Below are 13,410 nucleotides of genomic sequence, written 5' to 3' on the forward strand. Positions count from 1 at the left end.
AGCCTCTTCGGCGCGCGCGTGGCGCGTCTTCAAGATCAACTGTGGACAGATTCCACACATCGTCTTCTGTGGAGGAGACGATGTGCACAACTCCTTCGATCGGGGTGTCTTCGGCGTCAGCAGGTGCCGACCGAGCTGCTGCCGCCTCGAATCGAAGGAGTTGTGTGCGCGATGCGGACCGGCCCGCTCAGGAGCGGGCGACGCCGGGGTGCGAGGCGAGGTACGCCTCGAACGCCTCGGCGGATGTGAGACGCGGGGTGTAACCGAAGTCGCGCTTGAGCGCGTCGTTGGCCAGCACCGGGCGGTAGCGCAGGAATCCGACCTGCTCGGGGCCGTGCACCGTCAGGCGCAGGGCACGACCGATCCGCAACGCCGTGGCGAGGACGGATGCCGGGACCACCAGCACAGGCTTGCGCAGCCGCGCCGCGATCTCGCCGACCGTGAGCCGGCCGTCGCCGGCGACGTTGTAGATCCCGGGCGGGCCGTCCGTCGCGGCCCGGGCCATCGCGCCGGCGACGTCGTCGACCCAGACGAACACGAACGGCGAGTCGGACCCGCGCACGGCGAGGATCCGGCCTCCGTCCCACAGTGCTGTGATCTGGTTCTGGACGGTCGGCCCGAGAATCGTACCGATCCGGAACACGACCTGCTCGAGCCCCGGGTGCGACCCGCGATACGCGGCCAGCATCTCCTCGACGAGGCGCTTGTGCTTCGCGTACGCGAACTCGTCGTTGCCGCGCACGGGGTCGCCCTCGCGCAGCCACTCGGGGTTGTCGGGGTGATAGCCGTACGCCGCACCCGACGATGACACCACGATGCGGCGCACCCCTGCGTCGACGCACGCCGACAGCACGTTCCTCGTGCCGTCGACGTCGACGCGGTACTCGAGATCGTGGTCGCGCCCAGGGTTGACGATGGCCGCGAGATGCACGACCACGTCGATCCCGTGCCGCTGCAGCAGCGGAGCGAGCGCGCCCGCGCGCGTCACGTCGCACTGCTCGTAGACGACCCCGGCGACGGGCTCCGCGGGTGGTCGGACGTCGCCCGCCACGACCAGCGCGACGTCGTCGCGGGCCGAGAGGGCGGATGCCACGTGGCCGCCGAGGAACCCGGCTCCGCCGGTGATGAACACGCGGGTCACGCTGCCGCCCCCGGAACCTCTGCCCCGCCCGGAGCGGTCGGGCGCTCGCGCCGGGTCGCATTGCCTGACGCGGAGCCCGTCCGCAGCTTCGTGTGCCGTGCCCAGAGCGCCGCGACGACGAGCCCCGCGATGATGTCCCAGATACCCCACCAACCGGCGACGATCGCCATGCCGCCGAGACCGCCGAAGAACGTGAAGATGAGGCCGAGTCCGAGCCCGGCGTTGCGGATCCCCACTTCGAACGTCATCGCCTTGCGCTCGCGGGTGCCGAGGCCGCCGACGGTCGCGGTCGTCCACCCGATCGCGAGCGCGACGGCGTCGTGGATCGTGACGGCGAGGAGGATGAGGCCGAGGAACGCGACGAAGTACTGCCAGTTGCCCACGAGGGCCGCGACGATGAAGGCGAGGAGTGCGAGCAGCGAGAACCACTTCACGAACGGCTGCACCCGCCCGGCGAGTCGCGGCGCGCGATGTCGCACCCATAGCCCGATCGCGAACGGTACGCCGATGATCAGGAGGATCTCGAGGAGCATCTGCCAGCCGTTGAGGGAGACGACGTGCAGGAGCGCCTTCGTGTCGGGTCGGAGCGACCCCCAGAAGGCGACGGAGAACGGCAGCACCAGGATGTAGATGAGGTTCGACACCGCCGTCATCGACACCGAGAGCGCGACGTTTCCGCCGGCACGGTGCGTCAGCACCTGCGAGATGTTGCCGGGCGGGCAGCACGCGACGAGGATCATACCGAGCGCCATCGACGGTGTCACCGGGAGAACCAGCGTGAGAGCGAAGGTCACCGCCGGCAGTACGAGCAGCTGCGCGATGATCGCGATGATCATGGGCTTGGGCTTGCGTGCGACGATGCGGAAGTCGTCGACCGTCACATCGAGGGCGACCCCGAGCATGATGAGCGCCAGCACGACGTTGAGCGCCACGAGCGTGCCGGGCGTGAAGTTCAGGAGAACGTCGTCGGGGTTCATCGCTGCGCCTTCCGCGAAGGGGAGAGGATGCCGCGGCGGCGAGTCGCGGCCTTCGGGGCCCGGCCGCGCAGGCCGTCGACGGCCCGGCGCACGGCCGCGCGGTAGGCATCCTTGTTCACGTAGTACGACATGCGCGCGAGCCCGAGATAGCGATACCCGCCCGTGAGGTCGGGCCAGGGGTCTTCGCGCACGGTGCGCCGGAACTCCGCCTGCGCCGCGGGGGTCGCGGTGAGGTAGGCCGCGATGAGTTCGACCTGCTCGTACCGCCCCTGCCAGCCGATGCCCGACGCCTCGATCATGCCCATGACGTACAGGCCCTCGAACGCCGGGGGGAACACGTTGAGGTAGAGCGTCGGCGACGCTCCCGTCCAGTTGAGCGCGGCGCGGTCGACGAACGGGTAGTCGAGCGTGTACCCGGTCGCGAGCAGCACGGTGTCGTACTCACCGCTCGACCCGTCCCGGAAGCGAACCACGCTGCCCTCGAACCGGTCGATGTCCCCACGGATGCCGAGGTCGCCCTGCCCGAGGTGGTTCAGCACGAGAGTGTTGACGATCGGGTGCGACTCGTAGATGCGGTAGTCCGGCTTGGGGAAGCCGAACCGGACGGGGTCGCCGGTGAACGCCCGCAGTACGCGGGTGTCGATGAACTGCTTGATGCGCGCCGGGAGCGGCTTGCCTTGGTTGAGGGTGTCGGACGGCTTGCCGAAGAGGTACCGCGGCACGAAGTAGTAGCCGCGACGGACACTCATGTCGACGGATACCGCGTGGTGCACGGCGTCGACGGCGATGTCGCAGCCGGAGTTGCCCGCACCGACGATGAGGACTCGTCTGCCGTCGAGCTGCCTGGCGCTCTTGTATTGGGAGGTGTGGAAGATCTCGCCGGTGAACGTGCCCCGGAAGGCGGGGACCGAGGGCTCGGCGAGCGTGCCGTTGGCGAGGACGACGGCGTCGAAGCGCTCGGTGGTCTCCCCGCTCGGGCCGGCCGCGGTCACGTCCCAGCCGCCGCCGTCTGCGGGCGTGAGGGCGGTGACCTTCGTCTCGAACCGGAAGTGATCGGTGAGGCCGAAGTGGTCGGCGTAGCCGCGGAAGTAGTCGATCAGCACGCGGTGGCTCGGGTAGTCGGCATCCGTCTGCATTGGGTACTCAGTGAACTGGGTCGTCGTGCGCGAAGAGATGAGGTGGGCTGACTCGTACATCGTGGAGCGCGGGTTGTCGATGTCCCAGAGGCCGCCGACGCCGGTGGATGCCTCGAACCCGGTGAAGGTGAGACCGACACGCTGAAAGGCGCGGGCGGCGGCCAGTCCGGACGGGCCGGCGCCGATGATCGCGCAGCGCAGTTCCGTGGTCCCGTGAGTCATATGCAGCGTCCCCAGCTTCACCCCGCGACGGTGCGGGATCGTGTCGTCGTCGACGGGATCCAGGTTAGTCGTTCATAACTGATACTGCGGTACCGGTTCGTCAGACCCACAGCGCAATGGCGCCGCGCACGATGACGAGGGCTGCGCCGCTCCAGGCGATCACGAGCATCGCACGGCGCGCGATCAGTGGAGGGATCACGCGCGTGAGGGCGGAGCCCGCCACGATCCCGACAGCGGTCGCTGCCGCGAGGAGGGCCACGTCGATCGGGGGTTCGGTGGGGAGGCCCCGGAGAGCGACGGTGATCACCCCGAAGGCAGTGAAGATCACCTGCACGCTCGCCGAGAAGGACCGCTGCGGCCACCCGTCGCCGACGGCGTGCGCGGCGACCGGCGGACCGGCCAGGCCGCTCGCGACGTTCATGAACCCGGCGGCTGCTCCTGCCGCCACCGCCCCCGAGCGTCCGGTGAGGGCGCGGGAGAGCTGCGGGATCCTCCCGGCGACAAGGGCGAAGACCGCCAGGGCGCCGATGGTGAGGAGGAGGGCAGGCTCGGGCAGTAATCGTACGAACAGGAGACCTGCCGGCGCCGCGACGAGACCGGGCCAGATGAGCCAGCCCGTGCGGCGCCAGTCGACCTCGCGCCAGACGAGCGGGACGGCGATCGCGGCGGCGACGAGGGCGAGCAGCACGCCGACCGTGACGCCCTCGATGCCTCCGTAGAGGAGGACGAACGGGCCGATGAGCACGAGCATGAAGCCGAGACCGGTAATGCGCTGGATGACGGCCGCGACGAACGCGGTGAGCGCGGCGAGGAGGAGCACCGGCGGCCGATCAGCGCAGCAGATCGGCGAGGTCGGCGACGTGCGACGTCACGACGGCGCGGACGTCGGCGTCCGTCGCGGTCGGGGTGCCGTCGCCCGGCTGCGGGCCGTAGTCGCCGAACGAGGCGTGCGACGCGCCGGGGATGGCGACGAGGACGGCGTCGGCGGGAAGGAGGGGCCGTGCGGCGTCGATCTTCTCCGGCGTGGACAGGCCGTCCTCTGTCCCGCTGATGCTGAGCACGGGCAGCGCCGAGGTCGACAGGTCGTTCGCGCAGTACGAGCCGAGGAGGAGAAGCGCATCGGCGTCCGTCGCCAGCTGACACGCGCGCACGCCTCCGAGGGAGTGCCCGCCGACGATCCAGTCGGTGACGCTCGGAGCGAGGTCGGTGAAGCTCGACAGAGGTCGGAGGTCGAAGAAGGCGAGGTTCAGCCACGGCTTCGTGATGACGACGGTGAGGTCGTCATCGGTGACGAGCCCCGACAGGATGGACGCGTACGCCCACGGATCGACTTTGGCGCCGGGAATGAAGACGAGCCCGACCTCGGGCTCTGCGGCGCTCGCGGATGCCGACGACGCGGGTGCCATCACGATCGCTTCTTCGTCACCGCGGCAGTCTACGGTGCTGCGGCGGCACCGGGTCGGCGCGCCGCGGTCAGCGGAGCTCCGCCTGCCGGGCGCGGACGACCTCTTCGACCTGAGCGAACAGGGGATGGTCGTTCTCGAGCCCTGTCACCGAGGCGGTGAAGGTCGCGGCATCCTCGGCGCGCAGGCGCTGCTGCAGTTCGACGGACTGAGGGTCGTCGGGTTCGTCGAAGGCGAGCGCGGCACCCATCGCGCCGACGAGCGCGCGCGTCGAGAGTCCTCGCTCGGCGGCGGCAGCCGCAGGCCCGACGAACCGCTCGTGCCGGGAGAGCTTGCGCAGCGGCTGACGCCCGACGCGCTGCGCGGTGTCGGGCAGCTCGGGGTTCGCGAAGCGGCGCAGGATGGTGGCCCGGTAGTCCGCGAGATCCGCGGCATCCAGCCCGTGCACCGCCTCGAGAAGCGCCGATGTCTCTTCGAGCGTCGCCGAGACCTTCGCGGCGATCGCGGGGTCGGCGAGGGCATCGGAGATCTTCTCGATGCCGGCCTGCGCGCCGTAGTAGGCGGTGGTCGCGTGCCCCGTGTTCACCGTGAAGAGCTTGCGTTCGATGTACGGCGCGAGATCGTCGACGAAGTGCGCGCCGGGAATGTGCGGCGGATTCTCTCCGAACGGTCCCCGCTCGATCGCCCACTCGAAGAAGGGCTCGACCGTGACGTCGATGCCGGATCCTTCCGGCTGGGCGGGCACGATCCGGTCGACGGCGGTGTTTGCGAACACTGCGCGGGCGGCGAGGCCGTCCCACGCCTCACCCGCCTGCGCTCGGATCTCGTCGTGCAGCAGGTCGGTCGCCCCGATCGCGTTCTCGCACGCCATCACCTGCAGGGGCGCCCGCTCCGGGTCGCGCAGCGCGAGGCCGGCCAGCACGTGCGGAGCGACGAAGCGCAGCACCGTCGGTCCGACCGCCGTCGTCACGACGTCGGCGGTGGCGATCTCGTCGGCGAGGACGCCGGGATCCGCCGCGCTGTCGACGGCGCGGAAGCCCGTCACGACCTTGTCGGTGCCCCCTTCCCCGACTTCGTGCACCGTGTACTCGTCGGCGGCGTTGAGGGCGTCGACGAGAGCCGTTGCGACGTCGGAGAAGACGAGTTCGTACCCGCCCTCGGAAAGGAGCAGCCCGACGAATCCGCGACCGATGTTGCCGGCACCGAAATGGACGGCTTTCATGATCCGATCCCCTCAGCCGTTCACGGAGGAGAGCAGGGCGTACAGGTCCTCGGGTGTCGCCGCGGCCTTCAGGCGTTCGACCTCCTCCTCCTCGGAGAAGATGAGCGCGATCTGCGAGAGGATGTCGAGGTGCTCGTCGCCCTTGCCGGCGATGCCGACGACGAAGGTGACTTTCTCACCGTCCCAGTCCACACCGCCGTCGTAGCGCACGAACGACAGCGCCGACGCGAGGATCGCGTCCTTCGTCTCGTTGGTGCCGTGCGGGATCGCGAGCTCGTTGCCCATGTAGGTCGAGACGGTCTGCTCGCGCTGGCGCATCGCATCGAGGTACGCGCCGGTGACAGCCCCGGCATCCTGCAGGATGCCGGCGGCCTCGGCCATCGCGTCGTCTTTGGCGACGGAGCCGGAGTGGATGCGGATCTGTCCGAGGTTCAGGACGCTCATGTTCTCTCCTTGGGATGTCGAGGCGGGGGATCGGTGGGCCGGGGAGATCCTCCCCGGCCCACCGTCGGTCACTTCTCTTCGTGCTGGCCGCGCACGAGGTCGACGACCTCGTCGTACTTCGGCGAGTTCATGAAGTTGTCGACCGAGACGTGCAGCGCATCGGGCGTGCGCCCGCGGGCGCGATCGGTGAGCTGCTGCTGCGTGATCACGAGGTCTTCGCTGCCGTCGAGGTTCGCGATGGCCTTGTTGGTCACCGAGACGTCGTCGAAGCCGGCCTTCTTGATCTTGTTGCGCAGCACGCTCGCGCCCATCGCGGATGACCCCATGCCTGCGTCGCACGCGAACACGATCGTCGAGATGTGCTTCGTGGCCTCGCTCGTGGCGCCCGTCGCGATCGCGTCGGCCGCGAAGTCGGACTGCACCGACGCCTGGCCGCCGCCGACGGACGCGTTCGACGCTGCGCCGGAGCGCAGACCCGCGAGCGCCTCCGAGGACCGACCCTTGTTCGCCTCGGTCTGCGCGATGGCGGCCTCGAAGCCGTCGGCCCCGTCCGCCTCGGCGGCGAGGTCGCGCCGGCGGGAACCCCGCAGGATGACACCGGCGATGAGGAAGGTGACGAGAGCCGCAAGCGCGACCGACAGGAAGACGATCAGCAGGTTGCCGATGCCGGGGCCGATGGCCGCCGCGCCGACCGCGATGATCGAGCCGGGTGCCGCCGGGAACGCGAGCCCGCCGCCGAGGAGCATGTTGGTGGTGACGCCGGTCGCGCCGCCCGCGATGAGAGCGAGGATCGTCATCGGCTTCGCCAGCGCGTACGGGAAGTAGATCTCGTGAATGCCACCGAAGAACTGGATGATGATCGCGCCGGGTGCCGAGGCCTTCGCCTGCCCGACGCCGAAGAACGTGAAGGCGAGGAGGAGTCCGAGGCCGGGGCCGGGGTTGGCCTCGATGAGGAAGAGGATCGACTTGCCCGCCGCGGTCGCCTGCTCGATGCCGAGCGGGGTGAACACGCCGTGGTTGATCGCGTTGTTGAGGAACAGCACCTTGGCGGGCTCCACGATCACCGACAGCACCGGGAGGAGGTTCAGCGACACGAGCCAGTCCACGATGCCGCCGAGGACGGTCGAGATGCCGAGCATCACCGGTCCGAACGCGAAGAAGCCGACGATCGCGAGGATCATGCCGAGGATGCCGGCGGAGAAGTTGTTCACGAGCATTTCGAAGCCGGGCTTGATCTTGCCGTCCCACAGCTTGTCCATCTGCTTCGTGATCCACGCGGCCAGCGGCCCCATGATCATGGCACCGAGGAACATCGGGATGTCCGTGCCGACGATGACGCCCATCGTGGCGATGGTCGCCACGACACCACCGCGGGTGTCGTAGACCATGCGACCGCCCATGTTCGCGATGAGGAGGGGCAGGAGGTAGGTCACCATCGGGCCGACGAGGCCCACGTACGCGGCGAAGTTGCCGCTGTCTCCGGACGCGAGCGCCGTCATCGCGCCCTGCCACCCGATGTCGGCGGCGTTGCCGCCGCCGCCGATGATCTCGGCGACGGGTGCCCAGTGCCATCCGAACGGGCTGTTCGCGCCGAAGAAGCCGGCGGGGATGAAGAGCATCGTGATGAAGCCCCACGCGATGAAGGCCGCGATGTTGGGCATGATCATGCCGGAGAGGAACGTGCCGAACCTCTGTACTCCGACCCGGGCGCGATTCATGCCCGTGTTCGTGGTGGCTGACGCCGTTGTCATTTTCTCTGTCTCCTTCGGGTGGACCGCGGCTACGCGGCGTTCTCTGCCGCAGCCTGCGCTGCGGATCGTGCAGATGCCGCGTCGTCGGCGGCGAGGGCTGCCGCGGCGATGCGCTCGGCATCCTCGCGGGTGTACTGCAGGAGCGACGCGCGGACGTCGGCGAGGGCCGTCGGCGCCATCGACAGCGTCGTCGCGCCGATCCCCACCAGGACGACGGCCAGCAGCGGATCGGCTGCAGCCTCGCCGCAGATTCCGACGGGCTTGCCGTTGCGCTTGCCGCCGTCGGCGGTCGCCTGGATGAGGCGGAGCACGGCCGGATGCCACGGGTCCTGATAAGACGCGACCGAGCCGAGCAGGCGGTCGGCGGCCATCGTGTACTGCGTGAGGTCGTTCGTCCCGATCGAGGCGAAGTCGGCCTCGGCGAGCACCCGGTCGGCCATGAGCGCGGCGGACGGCACCTCCACCATGACGCCGGCGGTCTTGATGCCGTAGTCCTTCGCGAGGGCGACGAAGTACTCCGTCTCCTCCACCGTCGACACCATCGGCGCCATGACCCAGAGGTCCGCCGAGGTCGCCTTGTCGGCGTTCGCGAGGGCCGTGAGCTGCTCGCGCAGGATGTCCTCGCTCGCGCGCAGCGCGCGCAGGCCGCGGAGGCCGAGCGCAGGGTTGTCCTCGTGCGCATCGTTGAGGAAGGCGAGGGGCTTGTCGGCACCGGCATCCAGCGCGCGAACGACGACCTTCTTGCCGGGGAACGCCTGCAGCAGCTCGGTGTAGGCCTTCGTCTGCTCTTCGACCGTCGGCGCCTGCGTCGAGGAGAGGAACAGGAACTCGGTGCGGAAGAGGCCCACGCCCTCGGCGCCGAGCTCCACGGCCTCGGCGGCGCCGCCGGGCTTGCCGAGGTTCGCCAGGAGAGGCACCGCGGTGCCGTCCTTGAGCGCGCCGGGCGTGAGGGGCGCGGAGGCGGCGGCCGCGCGTGCGTCAGCGCGGTGCTGCGCCTGCGCGAGTTCCTCCGCGGAGGGGTTCGTCGTGACGACGCCCTTCGCGGCATCCACGATCACCGTCTCGCCGTCGGCGAGATCCTTCGCGGCCGCCGCGCCCACGATGGCGACGATCGACTTCTCGCGCGCGAGGATCGCGGTGTGCGAGGTCGGACCTCCGTCGGTCGTGATGAGGGCGAGCACCTTGTCGAGGTCGAGAAGGGCGGTGTCGGCCGGCGCGAGGTCCTTCGCGACCAGCACGAACGGATGCCCGGGATCGGGCACGCCCGGCGCCGGGAGCCCCCGCAGGCGGGCGATCACGCGCTGTGCGACGTCGTCGAGATCGGCGGCGCGCTCGCCGAGGTAGCCGCCCATCTTCGCGAGGGTGTCGCGGAAGCTCGCGAACGCGTCGGAGACGGCGAACTCGGCAGTCTTCCCGGCGGAGATGCGCGACTCGACCTCGGCATCCAGAGTGGGGTCTTCGGCCATCATCGCCTGCGCTTCGAGCACCTCGCGGGCGAGGCCCCCGGCCTTCGACCCGCGCTCCTCGAGCTCGCGCGCGACGACCTGCACGGCTTCGCGGACCCGGGCGAGCTCTTCCGCGGGCGTGAGGGTGCTGGGGGTGTCCGCGGGGGCCGGAAGGTGCTCCGCCATGCGGGCCACGGGGCCCTGGGCGACACCGAGTCCGATGCCCACTCCGCGCAGTTCGGTCATGTCCGTAATCTCCTTCGATCGCTCTCGTGCGTCTCGTGTGTTGTCGTGAAGTGCCCGGGTGCGGGCGGTTCAGGCCTCGTCGTGGTCGGTCGTCAGCAGCTCGGCGAGGTGGTCGAGCACCTCGACGGCGCGGTCGCCGTCGGCCGTCAGAGTGACGTAGTCGCCCTTCTCGGCGCCGAGCGAGATCACACCGAGGATGCTCGCGGCGTTGACCGGCGCGCCGGAGCCTTTGGAGATCGTCACCGGGATGCCGGAATCCTTCGCCGCCTGCGCGAAGAGCTTCGCCGGGCGCGCGTGCAGTCCGTTCGACGATCCGACACGGATCGTGCGGCTGGCCTCGGTCATGCGGGTGTCCTCTCCGTGGGGGTCTCTGACGTGGGCGGCAGGTCGCGGCGCGCGGCCACCGCATCGTCGACGATCGCGAGCGTGCGCGAGCCGTCGAGGTCGGTGAAGACGTCCGCAGGAAGCAGCACGACGGTGACACCGCGCGGCGCCGCGGCCGCGCGGATGCGGTCCAGCGCAGTGTCGAGGTGCGGTCCGACGAGCACGATGTCCGCCGCATCGAGGTCGATCGGCAGCGACTGCTCTGTGCCGGCGACCGCGCTCACATCTCGGCCGGCCGCCTGAGCGGCGTGCCGGACGCGCTGCGCCACGAACGTGCTCGACGCTCCCGCGCCGCACACCACGAGGATCTTCATCGATCCGCCTCCATGTGGCCATTCTTGTGAAAGCGCTGGGAGGAGACAACCAGGTCGCTTTCCGCGGGGGCGGAAGGCCGGAGGGGTCGTCGTGGTTGACTTGTGACGTGAGCAGAGCGCGCCAGGATCGGGTGATGAGCGTGCTCGTGCGCGGCGGTGGATGGGTGACCGCCGCCGAGCTCGCCGATATCGTCGGGGTGACGCCGCGCAGCATCCGCACGTATGTCGCCGCCCTCGCCGCGCGCCTGCCCGGCGGGATCGTCGTCGAATCAGGTCCGCTCGGCTATCGGGCCGGCACGGATGCCGCGGCGGCGCTGCGCACCCAGATCGACGCCGACTCGCCGCGCGAGCGCGTGCACCGCCTCGTGCGCACGCTCATCGCGGACCCGGACGGCATCGACGTGTTCGACGAGGCAGAACGCCTCCACGTCAGCCCGGCGACCCTCGAGGGCGACCTCGGGCGCGTTCGCGCGCTCTTGGGCGGAGAAGGAGGCGGGGATCTCGTGCTCGAGCGGAGCGCGTCGCGCGCGCGGCTCCGCGGCCCCGAGATGGCCCAGCGGCGTCTCCTGTCGCACCTCGTCCACGAGGAGACCGACGACGTCGGGTTCGACCTCGCCGCCGTGCGGCGCACGCTCGGCGAAGACTCTCTCGGTGCCGCTGCATTCGGCCCGTTCAAAGCCGACCTCGTCGCGGGGCTCGGCGAACTCGGCTACTTCGTCAACGAGTTCGGCATCGGCGACGTCATGCTGCACATCGCGATCACCGCCGACCGGGTCGCGCACGGCCGCGCTCTGGAGGTCACGTCGGAGACGACGCCACCACCCGCCTACGAACGGGTGGGAGAGCTCGTCGACCGGCTGTGCGCCGAGCATCTCGGCGCGCGCCTGGGCGCGGGCGACCGTCGCCATCTCGCGGCGCTCGTGATGAGCCGCGTCGTCGCCCCCGGAGCCGATGCCGCGGCATCCGAGGTCCGGTCCCGACTGCCCGGCGACGTCGAGGCCGCCGTCCGCGATGTCGTGCAGCGTGCCTCGAGCGCCTTCCTCGTCGATCTCGACCAGGAGGAGTTCGTCGTGCGTCTCGCACTGCACGTGCAGAACTTGCGGCTGCGTGCCCAGGAGCAGGCGTGGTCGCGCAATCCGCTCACGCGGTCTCTCAAGTCGAGCTACCCGATGATCTTCGAGATCGCGGTGTTCATCGCCGACGGCCTGGGGGACCTCCTCGGCATTCCGCTCCTCGACGACGAGATCGCCTACATCGCGATGCACGTCGGCGGCCGGCTCGAACGCAGCCGTCACGCCGGCGCGCTGCTCACGGCGACGATCGTCTGCCCGGGCTACTACGAGCTGCACGAGCTGCTGCGATCGAGCGTCGATCGCTCGCTCGGACAGGCCGTCGATGTCGTCGGGGTCGAGACGAGAGCCGATCCCGACTGGAGCGCGATCGACACGGACCTCGTGCTCACGACGATCGACCCGCCGCTCGTGTCGGACCGGTTCGTGCGAATTCAGCCGTTCCTCACCGAGAGCGATATCGAGCGCGTGCAGGCCGCGGCCGGCCGCGTGCGCCGCGCGCGCCGGCTCGCGCGGCTGCAGGGCGAGCTCGGGCGCTATTTCTCACGGGACGCCTTCATCGGCCGCATCGACCCCGCCGCGAGCGCCGACGAGGTGATCCGCGCGCTCGGGGCGCGCCTCGTCGCGCAGGGCGTCATCGACGACGACTACGTCGAGCGCACGCTCGAACGCGAGCGTCTCTCGTCGACCGCGTTCACCGACGCGCTCGCCGTGCCGCACGCGCTCGGGATGACGGCGACACGCACCGCGATCGCCGTCGGCGTCGCCGATCCGGCGATCGCATGGGGCGACGGACGGGTGCACGTCGTGGCCATGGTGGCCTTCTCAGCGAGTGACCGCGAGGCGTTCCAGACCGTGTTCGAGCAGCTCGTCGAGGTGTTCAGCGAGCGCGACAGCGTCCAGCGGATCGTGCGCCGCGGGACAACGTTCGACGCATTCCTCGAAGAGCTCGCCGCCGTCATCGACGTCTGAGCGACGGCGTCAGCCCCGCGCGAGGCGCTCGTCGAGGCCGCGGCGGACGGCGGGCCACTCGTGCGGGAGGATCGAGTACACGACCGTGTCGCGGAGAGTCCCGTCCGGGCCCAGGCGGTGGTTGCGCAGCACGCCGTCCTGCTTGGCCCCCAAGCGCTCGATCGCGGCCCGCGACTGCCGGTTGTGCCAGTGCGTGCGGAATTCGACGGCGATCGCATCGCACGCCTCGAACGCGTGCCCGAGGAGCAGCCGCTTCGCCGCCGTATTGACGGCAGTGCGCTGCACCGTCGGCGAGAGCCAGGTGTACCCGATCTCGACGCGCCGGTTGGGCTGGTCGATGTCGCAGAAGGTCGTCATGCCGACGGCGAGGCCGCCTGCGACGACGGCGAAGGGGTTCATCCGTCCGGCGTCGCGCTCCCCGACTCGCCGAGCGATCTCCGCGGTCGCCGATGCGGGAACCGATGTGTACCAGGCATACGCGAGACCACGGCTGGCCGTGTCGAGGTCGGCCGCGTGTGCGGGATCCAGCGGTTCGAGGCGAACATGGTCGTTCTCGAGGACGACGGGGTCGGTCAGCAGCACGGGGCCGAGCCTACGCGGGATCACAACTCAGGCGAATTCCCCGCCGGCTGCCGCGAACGGCGCGCAACGGAGGAATCTGCCTGAGTTGTGCGACGAAAGCG

13 protein-coding genes are annotated in these 13,410 nt (G+C 70.1%); 1 reads left to right on the top strand and 12 read right to left on the bottom strand.

Annotated elements, in window-relative coordinates; all coding sequences use genetic code 11:
• Positions 1-187 precede the first annotated feature (187 nt).
• The 11 genes from WFI52_RS04435 to WFI52_RS04485 form a co-directional block, all read right to left on the bottom strand.
• Complete coding sequence (locus WFI52_RS04435) at positions 188-1,141, bottom strand: SDR family oxidoreductase (protein WP_336625930.1); 954 nt, start codon at positions 1,139-1,141, stop codon at positions 188-190.
• Positions 1,138-2,118, bottom strand: coding sequence for a bile acid:sodium symporter family protein (locus tag WFI52_RS04440; RefSeq protein WP_336625929.1), 981 nt, complete (start codon positions 2,116-2,118; stop codon positions 1,138-1,140). The genes WFI52_RS04435 and WFI52_RS04440 overlap by 4 nt, the downstream gene beginning before the upstream one ends.
• On the bottom strand, positions 2,115-3,476 hold the full coding sequence (locus tag WFI52_RS04445; protein WP_336625928.1) for a flavin-containing monooxygenase: 1,362 nt from the start codon (positions 3,474-3,476) through the stop codon (positions 2,115-2,117). Before WFI52_RS04445 ends, WFI52_RS04440 begins: the two co-directional genes overlap by 4 nt.
• A 100-nt stretch (positions 3,477-3,576) precedes the next feature.
• Entirely contained in the window at positions 3,577-4,296 is a 720-nt protein-coding gene (locus tag WFI52_RS04450) for a TSUP family transporter (protein ID WP_336625927.1), read from the bottom strand.
• A gap of 10 nt (positions 4,297-4,306) precedes the next feature.
• Entirely contained in the window at positions 4,307-4,882 is a 576-nt protein-coding gene (locus WFI52_RS04455) for an alpha/beta hydrolase (protein ID WP_442927688.1), read from the bottom strand.
• A gap of 67 nt (positions 4,883-4,949) precedes the next feature.
• Entirely contained in the window at positions 4,950-6,101 is a 1,152-nt protein-coding gene (locus tag WFI52_RS04460; RefSeq protein WP_336625926.1) for a mannitol-1-phosphate 5-dehydrogenase, read from the bottom strand.
• A gap of 12 nt (positions 6,102-6,113) precedes the next feature.
• On the bottom strand, positions 6,114-6,545 hold the full coding sequence (locus WFI52_RS04465; RefSeq protein WP_336625925.1) for a PTS sugar transporter subunit IIA: 432 nt from the start codon (positions 6,543-6,545) through the stop codon (positions 6,114-6,116).
• A 68-nt stretch (positions 6,546-6,613) separates the two neighbouring features.
• Positions 6,614-8,296, bottom strand: coding sequence for a PTS mannitol transporter subunit IICB (locus tag WFI52_RS04470; RefSeq protein ID WP_336625924.1), 1,683 nt, complete (start codon positions 8,294-8,296; stop codon positions 6,614-6,616).
• 29 nt (positions 8,297-8,325) lie between these two features.
• Positions 8,326-9,987 (bottom strand): phosphoenolpyruvate--protein phosphotransferase, encoded by a 1,662-nt coding sequence (gene ptsP / locus WFI52_RS04475; protein ID WP_336625923.1) that lies wholly within the window; start codon positions 9,985-9,987, stop codon positions 8,326-8,328.
• A gap of 69 nt (positions 9,988-10,056) precedes the next feature.
• Positions 10,057-10,332 carry an HPr family phosphocarrier protein gene (locus WFI52_RS04480; RefSeq protein ID WP_336625922.1) on the bottom strand — a complete coding sequence of 92 codons (276 nt, stop codon included), beginning with the start codon at positions 10,330-10,332 and terminating at the stop codon, positions 10,057-10,059.
• The gene (locus tag WFI52_RS04485; protein ID WP_336625921.1) at positions 10,329-10,685 is read right to left on the bottom strand and encodes a PTS sugar transporter subunit IIB; all 357 of its coding nucleotides are present in this window, start codon (positions 10,683-10,685) and stop codon (positions 10,329-10,331) included. The genes WFI52_RS04480 and WFI52_RS04485 overlap by 4 nt, the downstream gene beginning before the upstream one ends.
• Positions 10,686-10,819: 134 nt before the next feature.
• On the opposite strand from WFI52_RS04485, the gene WFI52_RS04490 reads away from it, so the two are divergent.
• The gene (locus WFI52_RS04490) at positions 10,820-12,727 is read left to right on the top strand and encodes a BglG family transcription antiterminator (protein WP_336625920.1); all 1,908 of its coding nucleotides are present in this window, start codon (positions 10,820-10,822) and stop codon (positions 12,725-12,727) included.
• 9 nt (positions 12,728-12,736) lie between these two features.
• Here WFI52_RS04490 and WFI52_RS04495 read toward each other — a convergent pair whose 3' ends face one another.
• Positions 12,737-13,309, bottom strand: a complete 573-nt coding sequence (locus tag WFI52_RS04495; protein WP_336625919.1) for a GNAT family N-acetyltransferase — start codon at positions 13,307-13,309, stop codon at positions 12,737-12,739.
• Positions 13,310-13,410: the final 101 nt, after the last annotated feature.

Origin of the sequence: Microbacterium sp. MMO-20 (assembly GCF_037147735.1) — a bacterium.
In the GTDB taxonomy this organism is placed as follows: domain Bacteria; phylum Actinomycetota; class Actinomycetes; order Actinomycetales; family Microbacteriaceae; genus Microbacterium.